The sequence below is a fragment of the Antarcticibacterium arcticum genome (genome assembly GCF_007993795.1).
GTDB lineage: Bacteria > Bacteroidota > Bacteroidia > Flavobacteriales > Flavobacteriaceae > Gillisia > Gillisia arctica.
This window is the reverse complement of record NZ_CP042476.1, coordinates 2,843,671-2,863,823: the sequence shown is the minus strand read 5'-3', so window position 1 is coordinate 2,863,823 and position 20,153 is coordinate 2,843,671. Positions and strand designations below refer to the sequence as shown.

The following is a 20,153-nucleotide window of genomic DNA, read 5'->3' as shown; positions in this document are numbered from 1 at the left end:
TATTTGGAGAATTCAATTTTATTGAAGGAAGAACTTCAATTTTGAATTTTGAATCTGGCAATTTTACAACCAGGTATTCCAGGGAATTCTTGACAGAATAAAAACGAGTGCCAGGGTATAAAAAATGGCAAGCATTTTAAACTTTGGTTTTGAGGTGAGTTTTGATTTATGTTTAGAGTATCCCATAGTAACCAAAACTACTGCTATGATCATCATTAAGGGGTGTTCTACAAGGTATAATCTAAGCACTGAATCTTTCATTACCCCGCCCATTCCTTCTTCACCAAACATCCTGAAATAAGGTGAAACAAAATAAAGGACCAAACCTATTAAAAGCTGAATGTGCGTTACTATAAGGGTGAACAGGGCGATCCTGAAATTGGTAGCGCCATATTCTTTATTGGAAAAATATCCTACGAGGGAGTTAACAGATGCCACAATTAAAATAAGGAGCAGGAGATATGCCCAGTAGGAGTGGATAAAGAGGACAGTTTCGTACATAATTATTAAGTTTTAGTAAATATACATTTTTAAATAAAAAAACCGTCCCGAAATTAATCGGGACGGTAATTTATCTATTGCAACTTCAGTTTAGTTAAAAGAGTATCTTAACCCAACCTGCATTTGCCATCTTGAAGACTGTAATCCAGAATCATCAATGATGTTTTTGGTATTTAAGGTATTTGGGTTGAAGGTGAATTTTGGAGTTGTTCCATCAGGCTGGAATCCTGTAAAGTTCACTAACTGTACCTGGTTAAAGTTGGTAAAGTTTCTTCTTCCCCAGTTCTTGTTCAGGAAGTTTGTAAAGTTGAATATATCTGCAGAGAATTCAAATTTGTGATCTGTTTCTTTGATCTTAACTCTAAATTCCTGAGCAAACTTTAAGTCGATAATGTGAGACCAGTCAGAACGGTCAGCATTTCTTTCAGCAAATTGACCTCTTCTCTCGCTTAAATACTCATCTGCATTGATAGCAGCGTTTAATAAAGTCCATTGCTCTGCAGCAGTCCTGTTATTTGCAGGGTTTCTTGTGTCAACAATATCAACCAAATTAGCTTCAGCCTCTGTAGCAGGAACATAAGCAAGTGCAGAGAAAGAACCGGTGTCGTTTATTAATCCGCCACCATTTCCACCAACTACGTAGCTAAACGGGCTTCCTTGTGCACCTTCGTAAAAGAATCCAAGTCTGGTACGTAAATTATTGGTCCATTTAAACTCTAAAGTAGAATTGGCAATAAATCTATGTCCGGGAGAGAAATCAGAAGTAGACAGATCAGGCATATTGGAACCTCTTACTGTCTCAAGGTTTCTCCATTGAGAACTGTTTTGAGAAGAAGTTGCATCAAATAACACATTAGATTCACCATAAGAATAGGAAGCCTGCGCAGTTACGTCAATAAATGGACTGTAAAAGTTCTTTGCAAGAGTTCCTGAAATATTATAAGAATTTCCTTCAGAAGTGTTGTATCCCATGTACACAGCATCATAAGTGTTGTCAATTCTTTTGTTACCATAGTTAGGACGTGACCCGGCACCGGTTGTATTGAATTGAGGGCCTTCAAGGTTTATGTTCTCATAGGCAACAGCATTTAGATCGTCATTGTATATGAAATCTGCAGAAATTGTCCAGTTACCAGGCAATCTTTGATCTACTGCAATATTGGTTTTCCAAACTTGTGGAAGTTTGAAATCCCTTGCAAACAAGTTTATCTCCCCACCAACAGTTCCTGAACCTTGTGCAGGATCCTGTAACTGGTTTCTTGGGTTTGGCTCAAACTGAGGAACAGTAGCACCTGTTCTTTGAATAAAACCTGTAGTTAAACCATTGTTATTATAAACTCCTCCAGGCCATACCAATGGTAATCTTGAAGTAAATACACCTGTTCCACCACGTACCTGAGTAGTTCTGTCTCCTTTAACATCCCAGTTGAAACCAAATCTTGGAGAGAAATGAACCTGAGCGTCTATACCTTCCCCGGTTTGTGCACCTCTAAGGTCTTTACCAGCAGCCTCCAATAAAGGAATTGTTCTGTTGTTAAAATCGTTATTGGTTAAGTAATCTGACCAAAACGGAACATCTATTCTTGCTCCAAAAGTAAGTTTTAAATTATCTGTAGCGTTATATACATCCTGTGCATATAGACCAAACTGGAAAATATCAAATTCTGCAGCTCCTTCAGAGTCATCACCAAAACCTCCAATTAAAGAATAACCGTGACGGTATCTGTTTGCCAAATTACCGGTTAAAAAGTCATTTACATTACTGTATCTGTATTCCCCGAAATTTTGTCTTATGAAAACGTTTCTTGAAGAAGAGAATTCGTTGTTTGTACCAATGGTAACATTATGTCTACCCAGGTAAATATCGAAATTATCTGTAATTGTAAAATTACTTTGATCAAGGGCATTACCTGTAGAAAAAGGCTCAGATCCAAAACTGATTAAACCAGCACCATCCTGTAATTGAACGTATGGAAAATCTCCACCTTGAGGATCTCTGTCATCATTCACACGAGTCCAACCCAATACAAGGTTGTTGGCCATATTATTTCCAATTTTTGAACTTAATTCAAGCGCTGTTGAATTTGTAATAGATTCAAAATTGATAGCAGAGTTAAAGAAGTTAATTGCACCCTGGTTTGATCTTGGGGCGTTTAATTGTACTGCTTTAACGTAACTGTGCTTAAGAGACAGTTTATGATTCTCGTTAATGTTCCAGTCAATTTTTCCAATTAATTTATCACTTACCAAAGAAGAAGTGTTATCTAAAAATCCACCAGGATTGTAACCATATTCACTAACTAAAAAGTTAGAAAGGTTATTTATATCCTGTAATGATGCATCTCCATTATAATTATTGAAAGAAAATGGTTGTGGAGTCTCATTATCTTGTCTCTCGTAATTCACGAAAAAGAATAATTTATCCTGAAGAATTGGCCCACCAACTCTCAAACCTGTAGTTACGGCAGAGAAATCTGCAAGTCTTGAACGACTTCCATCTGCAGCTTCAAGACCTATTGGAGTTTTACCCGCCAATGATTCATTTCTTAAAAATCCATAAACCGAACCTTCGAATTGGTTAGTTCCAGATTTTGTAATTGCATTTATACTTCCTCCGGCAAAACCAGACTGTCTTACGTCAAAAGGAGCAACGTTAATTTGAAAAGATTCAATTGCATCAAGAGATATTGGACTAACCCCGGTTTGACCCCCGTTAGTTCCACTTGCCGCTAAACCAAATACATCATTATTTACAGCACCATCTATATAAAGCGCATTGTAACGGTTGTTTTGCCCGCTAATAGAAATAACATCATCACCACTTACCTGTGCCTGTGGAGTTAATCTTGCAAAATCTGCAATGTTTCTGGAGATAGAAGGCAAAGTACTTACCTGTCTCTGGCTTACATTAGTTTCAGCTCCGGTTTTTCCTGAATCAAAAACCCCGTCTCTTCCACCTGTGATTACAATTTCATCAAGTGCGTTTTGAGTTTCACCCATTTCTGCACTAATGTTTCGGGATTCACCTAAAGTTAAATTAATATTCCCGGCAGTAAAAGTTTCAAATCCTACATAGGTAATTGTAATAAGGTAAGGACCTCCTACTCTCATGTTGGAAATTCGGTAGAAACCGTCAAAATCTGTCATTGCACCATATTGGGTACCAGACGGTTGATGTACAGCAACAACGTTAGCTCCCGGAAGAGGTTCTCCGCCAGCTTCTAAGACCCTTCCATTGATCGCAGCGGTTGTAACACCCTGCGCAAAGGAAATTGTCGCCATAAACATGAAGACAACAACAAGTAAATAATTTAATTTTTTCATTAGTTGTGTAAATTGTTTGTTTTGAGTTTATAAAATTCACTGCAAAAGAAGCGATTTAACCCTTAACAAACTTTAACTGAATGTTAAGATTTTGATCCCAATACCTTTTACAGCACAAACTTAAAACAAACACACAAGTAATTGATTTAATGACAATTAAAAGAGCTAACAGTTTATTAACAATAAGATAATATCTAGCTTAGATAAAATTTTAACAGTTGCGAAGTTGAATTATCGTGCTCATGAACGTCAATTTCCTCAATTTCAGACAGAATTTTGGATGCAAGTTGCTTCCCTAATTCGACTCCCCATTGGTCATAACTGAATATATTCCAGATAACTCCCTGCACAAAGATCTTATGCTCGTACATAGCGATTAATTTTCCAAGACTTGCAGGGGTGAGCTTATTAATAAGAAGAGATGTTGTAGGTTTATTACCGGCAAAAACTTTGAAAGGTAATAATTGAGCGATTTCCTCATTACTTAATTTTTTTGCTTCAAGCTCTTTTCTCACCTCATCCTCTGTTTTGCCCATTAGCAGGGCTTCGGTTTGGGCAAAATAATTGGCCATTAGCTTGTCATGATGGCTTTTATCTCCAAACAAAGATTCTTTAAAACCAATAAAATCGGCAGGGATGAGTTTGGTACCCTGATGGATCAATTGGAAAAATGCATGTTGGGAGTTTGTTCCGGGCTCTCCCCAAATTATATTGCCGGTTTGATACGTAACCGGATTTCCGTTTCGGTCTATACTCTTCCCATTGCTCTCCATAATTGCCTGTTGCAGGTAAGAAGGTAATTTCTGTAGATACTGGGTATATGGTATTACAGCTTCACTTTCGGCTTTAAAGAAATTGTTATACCAAACACTTAACATCGCTAATTGCACCGGGATGTTGGAAGCGAGATCTTCATTTCTAAAATGTTGATCCATTTCATGGGCCCCCTCCAGCAATTCCTCAAATCCTTTATAACCTATCCCCAGACTTATAGACAAGCCCACTGCACTCCAAAGAGAAAATCGTCCTCCTACCCAATCCCACATTGGAAAGATATTCCCGGGATCAATTCCAAATTCTGTCACCTGGGTGAGGTTACTGGAAACGGCCACAAAATGTTTTGAAACTGCCTCCTGTGGCGCAGATCTTTTAAACCATTCCCGTGCGGTATTGGCATTACTTAGGGTTTCCTGCGTTGTGAAAGTTTTGGAAACAATCACAAATAAAGTCGTCTCGGGATTAAGATGTTTTAAAGTTTCATATACGTGATCTCCATCTACATTGGAAATATAGTGAAGGTTAAGATGGTTCTTATAGAATTTCAAAGCTTCCGTAACCATTACCGGGCCCAGATCTGATCCTCCTATTCCTATGTTTACAACATCTGTAATAGGTAAATTGGTATACCCTTTATGATCCCCGTTAATTACTTTATCTGAAAATTCTTTTATCTTCTCTTTTGCCTTAAAAACTTCCGGCATTACATTTTTTCCGTCAACCAGTACCTCCTCATGTTCGGGGGCCCTAAGTGCTGTGTGAAGCACAGGCCTGCCCTCGGTCTTGTTAATGGCGTCTCCTCTATAATAAGAATTAATAGCTTCTTTTATACCACATTCTTCAGCGAGCTGGGTCAAGGCTTCCTTAATTTCAGCAGTGATCCTGTTTTTGCTAAGGTCAATATAAAAATCCTCCCATTGAATTGTGAATTTTTCGGCACGCTCGCTGTCCTCTTGAAAAAGGTCCTTCATTTCCTTATCCTTCATCTCTTCAAAATACTGCTGTAGTTTGTTCCAGGCGCCTGTGGTGGTTGGATCTATATTTTTCATTTCTGTTAATTTTAAAATGCATTTTTACCCAATGCCCAACAAGGAAAAAGGGTAAAATGTATAAGTTATGTTTTCAATAAATATTTAAGAGTGCTGCCCTGATAATTTTTTAAATCTCTTTAAAAGGAATGCTTTCCAGAGCTTCTTTCACAGACCCTATTGTTGCGAAGTAGTCTTCTTTTAAATGATCTGCTATAGGATCTGCCGCGGGTAGATTTTGCCTGAAAGGATCCACCTGTTCATCCCGCACCCAAAATCGATAACATACGTGTGGCCCGGTTGCAAGGCCTGTGCTGCCAACATATCCAATTACATCTCCCTGCCTTACGCGCTGCCCAACCTTTACATTTCTTTTAGACATATGCAGGTATTGGGTAGTATAGGTTTCATTGTGCTTTACTTTCACGTAATTTCCGTTTCCGGCAGTGTAACCCGATGCTATTACCGTCCCATTGGCAGTACTCCAGATGGGTGTACCGTGCGGGGCGGCATAATCTGTTCCTTTGTGGGCTTTCCATGTTTTTTGAACCGGATGAAATCTATTCCCTGAAAATCTCGAAGATATACGACTAAAATTAAGAGGTGCTTTTAGAAAAAAGCTTTCCAGAGGGCGCGCATTTTCATCATAGAAATCGGCTTTACCTGTTTCAGGATCTACCGAGTAATTAAAAGCATAATAAGGTTTGTTTTGATGAACAAAAACAGCCCCTTCAATATGTTCTATCCCGGCATATATGGTGTCATTTATATATCTTTCATAATACACCATTTTAAATTTATCACCTTTTTGAAGTTTCCAGAAATCTATACTCCATTGATAGATATTACTTAGCTTATGAGATAAAAGCACGCTTAAACCTTCATTTTGCATAGTTTCCGAAAGATTGCTCACTATCACGCCTGATACTGTGCGCTTTTTAATAGTAACGGGTTTCTGGGCTTTGTAAGCCGCCACATTATCCGCAACATTTACAACAGTATAATCTATCCGGTCATTTTCATATATAAAATAATTGGGGGTATAGGCAGAATCTCTGGCTTTCAGGATAACATAGGGTTTCCCTACCTGCAAGCGGGCCGGATTAAATGTTTCTTTTACCTGCTGGATCACTTCGTGTACTTTATTTCCACTCAAGCCATGGGAGGCCATGATTCCTCCAAAATTATCTCCTGAACGTATGGTATCGCGCACTACTTCAAAATCATTGAGTACAAAACCATATTCTTCCAGAATTGGTGTGGCCTCAACTACCCGGGCTTCAGACAGATCGCGATTCTCTTCCTGCTTACAGGCAGTAAATGCAAGACCAAGGAATAATAAGTAACTTAATTTTTTCAACATTAAATTTTATTTGTCTTTATTAAACATGTGGTTTACCCATTCTTTACCCCAATTATCAAATTCTTCCTGTGACCACAAATTCGGAAAAAAACTGTTTTTTTGAAAGCTTGGCGGTAAAAAATCTTTCCAGTTTGTTCCACCAGTAGCTGCAATGGTCACTTTATCCTTATTTAAATAGCGGTGCGCAGCCCCCATATGCATTAATAACCAGTTCACATTGGCATTTACATCGAAGGTACGCAAGCCGTCTATAAGGCTCTGGTCATTTCGAACTTCTTCAGGAAGGTCCAGATACTTGTGATATATGGTGTTACCTTTTACCTCATTGGCAATGCGAAGAAAACGGTGTGTATACCTTAATTCAAACTGTTTAAGGGTAAGTGTTTTTTCCCCCGTAGCAAGATCTATCCCGCCTTTTTTCCAATATAAATTGTGATATAGGTCTTCTATGGGAAACGTGGAATTAAAATTCTTCCTTGATGCAAATGGAATTAAATGTTCAAGTGGAGTAGAATAGATCTCAATCATCCTGAACTGGGCGCTTTGAAAACCACTGGCGGGCAGTAATGCCATCCTGAATTTTAAAAACTGGTCCCGGTCCATTCCCTTTATCATTACATCAAAAGAATTGATTAGGATCCTGAAATACCGGTTTAACCGGTTTACTTTTTCAATAAAAAAAGCCGCAGTAAGATCTGTGCTTTCAATTATTTGCTTTTGCTCATGAATAATGAGCTTAAAATATAACTCGGTGATCTGGTGGTAGGTTACAAAGATCTCCTCGTCCGGAAAATGGGTTTTAGTGTTTTGAAGGCTAAGCAGCGTATCCAGACTTATGTAATCCCAGTAGGTGAGATATTTATCATAAAGAAGCCCATCGAGATATGAGCCCATATCCTGCCCGGAATTTTTGAATTTTTCTTCCAGTTTAATAATTCGCTCTGCAATCTCAGGCTTGATTTGTTCCATTCAATTAATCCATTATAATTTGGAGGGGGTGTTTTAATCCTTTGAATTCATCCAGACTGGCATTAAGCGAACCTACAGCAAGATTGGCGCTAACCTTTACAGGCATTTTATTCTTATCATCACTCACCCAGAAAGTTAGACTTTCTTTTTCCTCAAAGACTCTTCCGGCCAAAACATAAGGGCGGAATTTTAATGTCGCAATTTTACCAAATTTTGTCTTAATAACCTCTCTTCCAAGAAACTTTAACTTGAAGTCGTGATTTTCCTTATCATAAAACATATTTAACTGAAATTCCTGACCCGGTACAAGGGGTTTTCTGTTAAGATCATTGCGGAGATAATAAAAAGCAGATAACATATCATGTACACTTTCCGGGGTGGTGAACGTATGATTTTCCTTATGCTTTTTATCTAACACATAAGCTTTCCTTTGAGCCTGATTAAAATCAATCTGCAGGTCTTTAGTATAGCCACCTTCATCAATTTGACGTATGAAACGCTGTGGCAAGCCATTATCCTTATCTATGAAAGTTTCATAATTATCTCTCACTTTAAAAACTGCATGCACAAGCCCGGTAGACCAGCCTTTTCCCACCACATGATGTGTAGCTTTATTATTTAAATTGGTGTTTTTTACCTCCAAAGTCGCATAACCCCCATTTAATGGGCCATAATGCACACGAAATTTGAACCACTCACCAGGCTCAAATGCCTCCTGAGAAAACAGACTTAATGGAAGAATTATTAAAAGGAAAATTATTGCAATCCTGTTTTTCATTTTATAAGTTTTTAATAGATCTGGCTATGGGTTAAAATGCATATCTATTGAGCAGAATTACAATTTCTATTCCAAATGTATTAAAACAAAAAACCCCATCAAATTAATGATGGGGTTTTTATCTTATTAACCAACTAAAACTTAAATTATGAAAAAAAATTAATACATTTTGGTAACCACTCCGAAATGCGGTGCAAAAGTCTTTCATTTAACTCTTATTTGCAACCCCAAAATAAAGTTTAACTCAAAATTTATTTAGCCGGTATTTTTATAACATTTATATTATAAAATAAACAGAATTTTCTGATATTTTATAAAGTTCCTCTTGCTTCCTGTTCTCTTTCAATAGCCTCAAAAAGGGCTTTAAAGTTCCCTTTTCCAAAAGATTGAGCTCCTTTACGCTGAATGATCTCAAAAAACATAGTTGGACGGTCCAGTACAGGTTTGGTGAATATTTGCAATAAATAACCTTCGTCATCCCTGTCTATAAGTACTCCCAACTCCTTTAATGGCGCAAGATCTTCATCTATTTCCCCTACTCTGTCAAGGACTGTATCGTAATAAGCTTCCGGAACGAATAAAAATTCCACACCACGGTCTCTTAAATTGGTTACGGTTTCAATAATATTATCTGTAGCCAGGGCTATATGTTGTACTCCGGCACCATTGTAAAAGTCTATATATTCTTCTATTTGTGACTTGCGCTTACCTTCAGCCGGTTCATTTATAGGAAATTTGATACGGCCATTCCCGTTGCTCATTACCTTGCTCATTAAAGCAGTATAATCTGTTGAGATATCTTTATCATCAAAAGAAACCAATTGAGCAAACCCCATTACTTTGGCATAAAACTCACACCACTTGTTCATTTCATTCCAACCCACATTACCCACCATGTGGTCAATATATTTTAATCCGGTTGGCGCTGCTTTAAATTTTGGTGCATATTCCCTGTATCCCGGTAAAAATGGTCCTGAATAATTTTTTCGTTCTATAAACAGGTGTACCGTTTCGCCATAGGTATGAATCCCCGAGATTACCACGGTACCATTGGTGTCCTCAATAGTATATGGCTCAACATAGGATTCTGCCCCGCGTTGGGTAGTTTCTTCATAACTTTTACGGGCATCATCCACCCACAAGGCCACAACTTTAACACCATCTCCATGTTTATTAATATGTGCATTAATGTCTCCTCCCGGTTGCAGGGGTGAGGTAAGCACTATGCGAATTTTGTCTTGTTGCAATACGTAGGATACTCTATCTTTTCTTCCTGTTTCCAGTCCCGCATAAGCAACGGGTTGGAAGCCCCATGCCTGTTGATAATAATAAGCTGCCTGCTTGGCATTCCCAACATAGAGTTCAACAAAATCTGTTCCCAGCAATGGCAGGAAATCCTCGGCTTCCTTAATCTTTTTTTCTAAATTTAATGATGTGCTATCTGTGCTCATTGTCTATATTTTATGGTTATTTAATTGAGTCTTCCTTTTTACTAAGCGTATAATTATTGGAACCCCCAATTATAATTATTTGAATTTAATCGTGGTCCAGCCAGGATTTATAATAAGTATCATCTGCTATTTTCATGGCTTCTTCAGTCACCTTTAAAGGTTTAAATGTATCTACCATAACCGCAAGCTCGTGGGTTTCAACCTGCCCAATACTGCGTTCTACGGCCCCGGGATGTGGCCCGTGGGGAATACCCGCAGGATGCAGGGATATATGCCCGGCCTCAATATCATTTCGGCTCATAAAATCGCCATCTACGTAATACAATACCTCATCACTGTCTATATTGCTATGGCTGTATGGGGCGGGAATACTTTCGGGGTGATAATCATATTTTCTGGGGCAAAAACTACACACCACAAAAGCATCTGTCTCAAAGGTCTGGTGCACGGGCGGCGGTTGGTGAATTCTTCCTGTTATAGGCTCGAAATCGTGAATGGAGAAGGCATATGGGTAATTAAAACCGTCATATCCCACCACATCAAAGGGGTGGCTCGCATAGATCATATCAAAGATCTCTCCCTGTTTCTTGACTTTTATAAGGAATTCACCACTTTCGTTATTGGTTTCCAGTTCATACGGCTGCCTTAGATCCCGCTCACAAAAAGGGGAATGTTCCAGCAATTGCCCAAACCAGTTTCGATACCTTTTAGGAGTGTAAATTGGTCTTCTCGATTCTACAATAAACAACCTGTTGTTCTCATCGTCAAAATCCAGTTTATAGATGGTTCCCCGTGGGATAAGGAGATAATCTCCGTATTTAAAATCCAGGTTCCCAAGGTGCGTGCGCAGCTTTCCGCTCCCTTTATGTATGAACAGGAGTTCATCTGCATCGGTATTTTTATAAAAATAATTGGTGGTGGATTCCTGCGGAGCTGCCAGGGCAATATCAACATCACTGTTGGTAAGCACAACCTTGCGGCTTTCAAGATAATCTGGTTGTGGCATTACCTGGAAACCGCGAAGTCGATAAGATTGTATATTATTTTCAGCAGCGATCTTTGGTTTTACACTGTAACTTCCTTTTATCTCCTTTACCTGTGTAGGTCGTTGCTCATGATACATATTGGTGTACATTCCATCAAATCCAATGGTGCCAAACAATTGTTCATAATACAGACTACCATCGGGCTTGCGGAAAACGGTATGTCGTTTATGTGGGATCTCCCCTAGTTTATGGTAGAAAGGCATAAGATCTTTATTTTTAAATTGTGAAAATCAAAATATTATCCTGAATTCTTATTAAATCAGCACAAAATTTCAATTATTACAAATATCGATAAATTTTATGAAAACCTTTCTTAAGGAAGGATTAAAACTAGCATAGGTATAAGCCGGCAATACTTTAAAACCAGAACCCCAGACTAAAAAACCACTGGCTGTTTTTTATTTCCGGTGAATATGAATATTTTACCTCAATAGGACCCATAAACGTTTCTATACCATAACCCAAAGCATAACCGGAATAAGATGGTTTCTTAAACCATTCCCCCGTTGAAAAAAGATCGTTTTCAACGTTTGCAAAATTGGCACTTCCAATCACATGATTTTTTGGAAAGATTTCAAGATCCAGTTCCACCAAGCCTTTGATATAACTGTCTCCTGCTATGCTCAGGAAATCATAGCCATAGAAAGGGATCAGGTTATTTATAAGGTTATTCCCATATCCTCCCAAAAAGAACCCAAGGGAGTTTATTCCGTCCTGCCCTATTCGGAAACCGGTTTCTGAAGAAATTCTTGCAGTGATGTTTTTAATGGGCGTAACCACATACCCCAGAGATCCGCGGCTTATTGAAAATTGGTTGAATTCCTTATGATAATCTGAAGAAAAAAGGTACAAATGAAAATCTCCGTCAAAATAGACACCCCTTTTAGGGAAGAATTTATCATCCAGACTATCCAGCCTTAAGTAACCAAAGGTGCTGTAAAAGTTACTATCCTCAAAAACTGAAGGAATGAATGCCTGGGGACCTGCAGATCCCAAAGTTTCTGAAGTGATCTTTAAATATTTATGTTCTACCCCAATTCCAAAAGAGAATATTTGCCTGAATAGGGTTTCAATATATATTTGATTTGTGAAATCCTCATAATCTACCTCTATCTTATTTATTCTTATATCTTCTGAAAGTAATCCGTTGCCGGTTAAATCGTAATCCAATCCTTTGTGAAAGCTATTATAACGGGATTTTATTCCTACACTCCAGTAATAGCCTTTATCTATATAATACTGGAAATTATACCTGAAATTATCTCCCAGAATAAAGTCAAATGAGGCCACATCATTTGTAAAAAATGTACTTTTTCTGGTAAGATTGATAAGCGCGCCACTCTTATATAAATTATCATAATGCAGCGCCAGTCTTAAAAAAGTTTTGTTCTGGCTTTCCTCCAGCTGAAGCGCCAATGTATATGCATCCTCATTGGAAATTAGACTGTAATTAATCCGGTTAAAATTTCCTGTTGCGGTAAGGTTATTTATACCGTAACCCAGGTCCTGAAAGGTGTAGTTGGAATTATACTTAAGCCTTAGTTTTCCCATTATATAGGACCTGGGATAACTGTTATTGCCCTCTATTGTTAGGCTACCTATATTAATAGTGTCAACCACTGCCATTTGGGAAGGCCTTTTCGTCTTGCCGGTTTGCTTTGCAGCCAGGGCGCGTAACTCGTCCATTTTTAAGGCTGCCGCTTCTTCTCCGGATTTTATTATAGCACTCCCCCTGTCAAAAGAAAGAATGTTAAATTCCCTTATATCGGGTTTAATATAAATATCGGTGAGGCTTATTTTATCTTTCATCTCCCGTATGGTCCTGAAGTTTCCTATTTGGTTAAGAATATTCAGGGCACTTTTCAATTCTTCCCGGTCCATAAGCGTATCCTGAACATCAATACCTATAATGATCTCTGCCCCCCGGTCCCGCAGTTCCTGTACAGGATAATTATTTGTTACCCCTCCATCTGTGAGCAATTCCCCGTCTATTCTTACCGGACTAAAAAAGGAGGGAATAGCGCCACTGGCAGAAACCGCTTTTGGTAGTGACCCGCTGTCCAACAGTACCTGTTCTCCCGTTTCGATATTTGAGGCGATACAAAAAAAGGGAATTGGCATTTTACTGAAATCTCGCACATCTCCCAAATGCATAGTGAGACGGGAAACAAGGTTATATATATTTTGTCCCCGCGAAAGTCCTGAAGGGAAGGAAATTTGGAAATTATCGAAAGGAAGCGTGAGGGCGTATTTTTCATTTTCCTCCTTTTCATAAAATGTCTTTGCAGAACGCGGAATATCATCCTGAATAAGAATATTGAAATTTATATCATGAAAAATAGAATCAAGTTGGGCTGCATTATAGCCCGAAGAATATAAGGCTCCAACAATGGCACCCATACTGGTCCCCGCAATATAATCTATTTTGACCCCCGCCTCTTCCAACACCTTAAGGGCGCCTATATGAGCCAATCCTTTTGCTCCCCCGCCACTTAAAACCACGCCCACTTTTGGCTCTCTGCTCTGCTGAGAAAACAGTAGAACCGGAACCAGAAGAAAAAGACAGCAAAGAAGTTTTTTCATTTATGGTTTATGAAAATTATTATAGACAATTCCGGCTTTAGAAGCTCCTACTACCTGCGCAAGGTCACTTAAGGAAGCTTCTTTTATCCTTTTTAAGGATCTAAAATGGGTTAATAGCTGTACCACCGTTTTATCACCAATTCCCGGAATTGCTTCCAGCTCTGTATTCAACGCTGTTTTGCTGCGCTTATTTCTATGAAAGGTAATTCCAAACCTGTGAGCTTCATTTCGCAATTGCTGAATTATCTTCAGCGTTTCAGATTTTTTATCAAGATATAATGGGATGGTATCTCCGGGATAATAAATTTCTTCCAGTCTCTTGGCAATACCAATTATTGCTATCTTTCCTCTTAATCCTAATATTTCAAGGGCTTGGACTCCCGAAGAAAGTTGTCCCTTTCCCCCATCTACTATTATAAGTTCCGGCAAAGGTTCCTCCTCCATCAACAGCCTTTTATAACGCCGGTAAACCACTTCTTCCATTGAAGCGAAATCATCCGGGCCCTCAACTGTTTTGATATTAAATTTACGATAATCTTTCTTACTTGGTTTGCCATTTTTAAAAACAACACAAGCCGCCACAGGATGGGTGCCCTGGATATTTGAATTATCAAAACATTCAATATGCCGGGGTTCTTTATTTAGCCGGAGGTCCTCTTTCATTTGCGCCATGATCCTGTTCACGTGCCTGTCTGGATCCACGATCTTCATTTGCTTGAATTGCTCCTGCCTGTAATAGCGCGCATTCCGTATAGACAGGTCTATAATTTTCTTTTTATCACCCAATTGGGGTACGGTAATCTTTATATCCTCACCCACTTCCACCTTAAATGGCACATAGATCTCACGGGAATTTGAATTAAAACGCTGTCTAATCTCAATTATTCCAAGTTCCAGCAATTCCTTGTCGCTCTCCTCCAGTTTCTTTTTCATCTCAATGGTATGAGATCGAATAATCGCCCCGTGAGAGATCTGTAAGAAATTTACATAACCATAACCTTCATCGCTCACAACCGAGAACACATCTACATTATTAATTCGGGGATTGACCACAGTAGATCTGGACTGGTAATTTTCCAGCACCTCGATCTTATTCTTTATAACCTGGGCCTCTTCAAATTCCATGTTCTCTGCATGTTCCTTCATTTGCTGCCTGAAATGGTGCAGGGAATCCTTAAAATTTCCCTTTACAATTTCCCTTATTGCAGCAATATTCCTGTTGTATTCTTCTTCATCCTGTAAAGCTTCACAAGGCCCTTTACAATTTCCGAGATGAAATTCCAGGCAAACCTTATATTTCCCGTTTTGAATCTTTTCTTCTGCCAGATCATAATTACAGGTTCTAAGAGGATACAGACCCTTTATAAGGTCTAAAAGGGTATTTACGGTTTTAAAAGTGGTAAACGGGCCATAATATTCACTCCCGTCTTTTATAAGTCTCCGCGTGGGGAAAACACGTGGAAACCGTTCATTCTTGATACAAATCCAGGGATAGGTCTTATCATCTTTAAGCAGGACATTAAATCTGGGTTGGTGCTTTTTAATAAGGTTATTTTCCAGAAGCAGCGCATCAGTTTCAGATTCTACTACAATATGTTTAATATCGTGTACTTTTTTCACCATTACCCCTATTCTGTGACTATCGTGGCGTTTGGTGAAATAAGAGGAGACCCTTTTCTTTAAATTTTTGGCCTTGCCTACATACAGGATCTTTCCGTTTTTATCGTAATATTGATATACGCCGGGACCTTCGGGAAGGGTTTGTAACTGAACATTTAAAGCAGGTGTTTCCATTACCTCAAAGGTATTACATATTCTTGTGAGCCATAAATTCCGCCTACTCCCAAAATGTTAAAATTTGGAAACTATAAAAACATAGGGGTTTAAAAAATCCCCGGTACGCCTAATTATTGATATTTTAAGGAAGCAATAAGAATCAAGGAGTAATCATTTTATTACCTTGCGGTTATGGAAAAAAAAGTAATAGGCAGGTTTGATAAGGCAGACTTCCCTTTATTGAACCTGGAAAATATTTCTATAAAGATCGATACCGGTGCTTACACCTCTTCCATTCATTGCGAGAATATGGAAGAAATTGACGACATGCTCGTTTGTAAATTTCTGGACGAAGAACACCCGTTATACAATGGTAAAGAGTTCATTTTCAAAGATTATGACATAGTCTTTGTGCGCAGCAGTAATGGAATTATCCAAAAGAGATACCAGGTGGAATCTACCATAAAATTATTTGAGAAGATTTTTAAAATTTCACTTACTTTGTCTGCCCGGCAGGAGATGAGATTTCCGGTTTTAATAGGAAGAAAATTTCTCACTAAAAAATTTATTGTCGACACAGAGCTTACCGACGTTTCTTATAATTCAAACTCTCATGAACATAAAAATTCTATCCAGGAATAGTCATTTATATTCCACCCAACGCCTTATTGAGGCAGCCAAAAAAAGAGGACATCATGTAGAGGTTATGGATCCTTTAAAGTGCGACCTTGTTATTGAAAAACGCAAGCCTTCAATTTTTTACAAGGGAAAGGTGATCACAGATACAGATGCGGTTATACCACGTATTGGTGCTTCAGTTACCTTTTATGGTACTGCAGTGGTACGCCAGTTTGAAATGATGGGAGTTTTTACTACTACAGAATCGCAGGCGCTGGTACGTAGCCGGGATAAATTAAGAAGCCTTCAGGTACTGTCCCGTGCCAGGCTGGGATTACCGAAAACCGTATTCACCAATTATTCCAAAGATGTAGGGGAGGTAATAAAGCACGTTGGCGGGGCCCCGCTTATTATCAAATTACTTGAAGGTACGCAGGGACTGGGTGTGGTGCTTGCTGAAACTAAAAATGCTGCAGAATCTGTAATCGAAGCTTTCAATGGGCTTCAGGCCAGGGTAATTGTCCAGGAATTCATAAAGGAGGCCGGCGGAGCAGATATCCGGGCATTGATAGTGGATGGCCACGTGGTAGGAGCGATGAAAAGACAGGGGAAAGAAGGCGAATTTAGATCTAACCTGCACCGCGGTGGCACAGCCTCTGTAATTGAACTTACAGATGATGAAGAGAATGCTGCTATAAAAGCAGCTAAATCTATGGGACTTGGCGTTGCCGGGGTAGATATGCTTCAAAGTTCCCGGGGTCCTTTGATATTGGAAGTTAATTCTTCTCCGGGCCTTGAAGGAATTGAAGCAGCCACCGGAAAGGATATCGCCAAAAGCATAATACGTTATATAGAAAGAAATGTATAGCCTATGGCTCATATAGACAAGAACAATGTCCTTGAAATCTTAGGTAAAAAAATTCCTCCGGGAAAAGGCGCCGTGATCAACCTGAACATGGCCAAATTATATACTACCACTTCGGTAGAGGTACCGGTAATAATTGAACGTTCCAAAAAGCCCGGCCCGGTTGTACTGCTAACTGCCGGGATCCATGGTGATGAGATCAATGGGGTAGAAATTGTACGCCAGATCATTTCCAGAAATATTAATAAACCGGTTAAAGGCACTGTAATTTGCATTCCTGTGGTGAATGTTTTCGGGTTTTTAAACCTTGCCCGGGAATTTCCAGATGGCCGGGACCTTAACCGCGTATTTCCGGGAACAAAGAACGGTTCCCTTGCCAGCCGTTTTGCATTTCAATTCGTGAAAAAAATCCTGCCTGTGGCCGATTTTTGTCTTGACTTTCACACGGGGGCCGCAGCAGGTTCAACGTAGCCCAACTCCGCGTGTTAAAAGGAGATGAGAAAAGCATGAAATTTGCCGGGATCTTTAACGCCCCTTTCACCATGTATTCCAAGACCATTAGCAAGTCCTACCGTGAGACCTGTTATAAACTGGGGAAAATGGTGTTGTTATTCGAGGGTGGGAAATCCATGGACAGCAACAGGGATATTGCAACCCATGGCGTGGATGGTACGATGAGAATCCTGCACCATCTGGGAATGCTGAAGCCACGGTTTCTTTGTCCTGAACCCCTGTAAATAGTATCATTATAGAGAACAGCATGTGGATGAGAGCTAAATACAGCGGTTTACTTCACATGAAGATCATATGCGGAAAGCACGTGGAAAAAGGGGAATATATCGCTACGATTACAGATCCTTACGGCAAGTTCAGGCATAAAGTTGTTGCTCCCCATACGGGTTATATCATTAATGTAAATGAATCTCCCATTGTATACCAGGGAGATGCTATTCTGCATATTTCTGCACCACCTAAAATTTCCGACTCAGATACTGATGAAGAGTAATTTAAGAGAAAAATACATATCCCTGCGGGAAAGCCTTTCTTCCGAAACAATTGAAGAAAGGAGTATGGAAATAGCCAATAATTCACTTAAAATGGATATTTGGGGCCACAGTTTTTATCACATTTTTCTGAGCATTTCGGCAAAAAAGGAAATTGACACAACCCCTGTTTTGCATATTTTGCAGGGAAAAGATAAGAATATCCTGTTGTCGAGAAGTTATTTTGCAACCCGTGAAATGAAGCATTATTTACTTACAGATAATACCACCATAAAAACGAATAAATGGGGAATCCCTGAGCCCGAAGGCGGCCTGGAAGTTCCCGCATCACAAATTGATGTGGTGTTCGTGCCGTTATTAGCCTTTGACGAAACGGGCCACCGGGTAGGTTACGGAAAGGGATTTTATGATATTTTCCTCTCGGGTTGTAAAAAAGAAGTAATCAAAGTGGGGCTTTCCCTTTTTGAAGCCGAAGAAAAGATCCCGGGAATCCTGGAAAGCGATGTGCCATTGGATTATTGCATCACTCCCACACGTATTTATAATTTCAAAAAAGACTAAGCTATATTTGTATTATTTTTAACATTAGCCTACATTTAAGCTTCTTATAGAGATAATTGATGCTCAACGACCTTCAGTTAAACAGTATATTAGAAGATTTTGATATTGCCTACTGGAAAATCGATCTTCTTACAAAAGAAATTACCTGGTCTGAACATTTTGAGGCTCTTGTAGGAACCCCATCTACAGATGTTTCCCTCTTCGAACATTTTATAAACCAAGTACTTCACAGGGATTACCGTTATGACTTTAGGGTTGGTTTTGAGAATCTTACTTCGGCCTCCTTAAGTTTCAATAAGGAAGTTAAGCTTAAGATTAACGACAAATACCGCTGGTTTGAATGCCGCAATTTGAAAAGTCGCGAGAACAACAATAAGGAGACAGCAGTTTTATTATTTGTAAATATTCACCAAAGCAAAAGAGACCAGTACACTATTGAGGAAAATTTCTTTTACTATCGGGAAACAGCCGAAATGACCTCAACCGGAGGCTGGTATATCGATACTCTGGCCCCCGCCATTTACTGGGATGATGTTACCAAAAAGATCCTGGATTGCCCCAGGGATTTTCACCTGAATTATGATGAACGGCTACGTTTCTATGCAAAAGAGCATCAGGGAATAGCGCTCTCCATGTTTGAAAAGTGCGAAAAATACGGCATCCCTTTTAAGATCGAATTAAAAATGGTCACCCTTTACGGAAGGGAATTTTGGGTTAGAGCCACCGGAAAACCGGTATATAATGATGACCAGGAAATTACAGGCATAAGGGGCGTATTTCAGGATATTGATGATAATAAGAACAACGAAATAAATCTTCAAAATTCCCTCGATATCATTGCTGCGCAAAATTCCCGTCTATTTAATTTTGCGCATGTGGTTTCACACAATTTGAGATCCCATAGCAGTAATTTAAGCCTGGTAGTACAGCTATTAACCGAGTCTAAGAACGCGCAGGATAAGCTGGACCTGCTTGATAATATTATAAGCATATCAGATAACCTTGACGGGGCCATCATGCATTTGAACAGTATGGTGACGCATCAAAACCTGCTTACCAAAGAGCGCCGCAAGGTGAAATTCAGCGCTGCACTGGACGTGGTAATTGCTTCTGTCTCTTCCCTGGTGAACCGTGAAAGCGCAAATATCATCTCAGATTTTAAAGAATTAGAAGAAATTAATTATATTCCTGAATATCTTGAAAGTATTTTACTAAATTTAATTACAAATGCGATCAGGTATAAACATCAGGGTAGGAAACCTGTTATTTTTATACAATCCTATCTCGTTAATGACCACCCCTATCTGGAAGTGAGTGATAACGGGAGTGGGATAGACCTGGACCAGTACGGGGACAAAATGTTCGGGATGTATAAAACCTTTCACAGAAATCCTGACGCAAAGGGAATTGGCTTGTTTATCACCAGAAATCAGGTGGAAACGATGGGAGGGTCAATTTCAGTTACCAGTACCGTAAATATTGGTACTACCTTTAAAATTAAATTTTAGT

Annotated in this window: 14 protein-coding genes and 1 pseudogene; 5 read left to right on the top strand and 10 right to left on the bottom strand. The window is 39.1% G+C overall.

Features of this window, described 5'->3' with window-relative positions; genetic code table 11:
- Window positions 1-63: 63 nt before the first annotated feature.
- From FK178_RS12970 to uvrC, 10 genes are all read right to left on the bottom strand, one after another.
- Window positions 64-501 (bottom strand): hypothetical protein, encoded by a 438-nt coding sequence (locus FK178_RS12970; protein WP_146835978.1) that lies wholly within the window; start codon window positions 499-501, stop codon window positions 64-66.
- 90 nt (window positions 502-591) lie between these two features.
- Window positions 592-3,825: a TonB-dependent receptor gene (locus tag FK178_RS12965; protein ID WP_146835975.1), complete on the bottom strand. Its 3,234-nt coding sequence runs from the start codon at window positions 3,823-3,825 to the stop codon at window positions 592-594.
- A gap of 194 nt (window positions 3,826-4,019) precedes the next feature.
- Window positions 4,020-5,651, bottom strand: a complete 1,632-nt coding sequence (gene pgi, locus FK178_RS12960; RefSeq protein ID WP_146835971.1) for a glucose-6-phosphate isomerase — start codon at window positions 5,649-5,651, stop codon at window positions 4,020-4,022.
- 109 nt (window positions 5,652-5,760) lie between these two features.
- Complete coding sequence (locus tag FK178_RS12955) at window positions 5,761-6,990, bottom strand: peptidoglycan DD-metalloendopeptidase family protein (RefSeq protein ID WP_146837661.1); 1,230 nt, start codon at window positions 6,988-6,990, stop codon at window positions 5,761-5,763.
- Window positions 6,991-6,999: 9 nt separating this feature from the next.
- Entirely contained in the window at window positions 7,000-7,962 is a 963-nt protein-coding gene (locus FK178_RS12950; protein WP_146835968.1) for a tryptophan 2,3-dioxygenase family protein, read from the bottom strand.
- A 4-nt stretch (window positions 7,963-7,966) separates the two neighbouring features.
- Entirely contained in the window at window positions 7,967-8,740 is a 774-nt protein-coding gene (locus tag FK178_RS12945) for a DUF3108 domain-containing protein (RefSeq protein WP_146835965.1), read from the bottom strand.
- Window positions 8,741-9,051: 311 nt separating this feature from the next.
- Entirely contained in the window at window positions 9,052-10,191 is a 1,140-nt protein-coding gene (hppD, locus tag FK178_RS12940; RefSeq protein WP_146835962.1) for a 4-hydroxyphenylpyruvate dioxygenase, read from the bottom strand.
- Window positions 10,192-10,276: 85 nt separating this feature from the next.
- Window positions 10,277-11,440 carry a homogentisate 1,2-dioxygenase gene (locus FK178_RS12935; protein ID WP_146835959.1) on the bottom strand — a complete coding sequence of 388 codons (1,164 nt, stop codon included), beginning with the start codon at window positions 11,438-11,440 and terminating at the stop codon, window positions 10,277-10,279.
- Between the two features lie 154 nt (window positions 11,441-11,594).
- Entirely contained in the window at window positions 11,595-13,820 is a 2,226-nt protein-coding gene (locus tag FK178_RS12930; RefSeq protein ID WP_146835956.1) for a patatin-like phospholipase family protein, read from the bottom strand.
- On the bottom strand, window positions 13,821-15,614 hold the full coding sequence (gene uvrC / locus FK178_RS12925; RefSeq protein ID WP_146835953.1) for an excinuclease ABC subunit UvrC: 1,794 nt from the start codon (window positions 15,612-15,614) through the stop codon (window positions 13,821-13,823).
- Window positions 15,615-15,788: 174 nt separating this feature from the next.
- Between uvrC and FK178_RS12920 the strand changes: the two genes are divergently transcribed.
- The 5 genes and pseudogenes from FK178_RS12920 to FK178_RS12900 all read left to right on the top strand — a co-directional run bounded on the left by FK178_RS12920 (window position 15,789) and on the right by FK178_RS12900 (window position 20,152).
- Window positions 15,789-16,238, top strand: coding sequence for an ATP-dependent zinc protease family protein (locus FK178_RS12920; protein ID WP_146835950.1), 450 nt, complete (start codon window positions 15,789-15,791; stop codon window positions 16,236-16,238).
- The gene (gene rimK / locus FK178_RS12915) at window positions 16,210-17,082 is read left to right on the top strand and encodes a 30S ribosomal protein S6--L-glutamate ligase (RefSeq protein ID WP_146835947.1); all 873 of its coding nucleotides are present in this window, start codon (window positions 16,210-16,212) and stop codon (window positions 17,080-17,082) included. The genes FK178_RS12920 and rimK overlap by 29 nt, the downstream gene beginning before the upstream one ends.
- A gap of 3 nt (window positions 17,083-17,085) precedes the next feature.
- Window positions 17,086-18,085 (top strand): annotated as a pseudogene (locus tag FK178_RS12910) (succinylglutamate desuccinylase/aspartoacylase family protein).
- The gene (locus FK178_RS12905) at window positions 18,075-18,644 is read left to right on the top strand and encodes a 5-formyltetrahydrofolate cyclo-ligase (RefSeq protein ID WP_146835944.1); all 570 of its coding nucleotides are present in this window, start codon (window positions 18,075-18,077) and stop codon (window positions 18,642-18,644) included. Before FK178_RS12910 ends, FK178_RS12905 begins: the two are co-directional and overlap by 11 nt.
- 59 nt (window positions 18,645-18,703) lie before the next feature.
- Window positions 18,704-20,152, top strand: a complete 1,449-nt coding sequence (locus tag FK178_RS12900; protein ID WP_146835941.1) for a sensor histidine kinase — start codon at window positions 18,704-18,706, stop codon at window positions 20,150-20,152.
- The last annotated feature ends 1 nt before the right edge of the window (window position 20,153 follow it).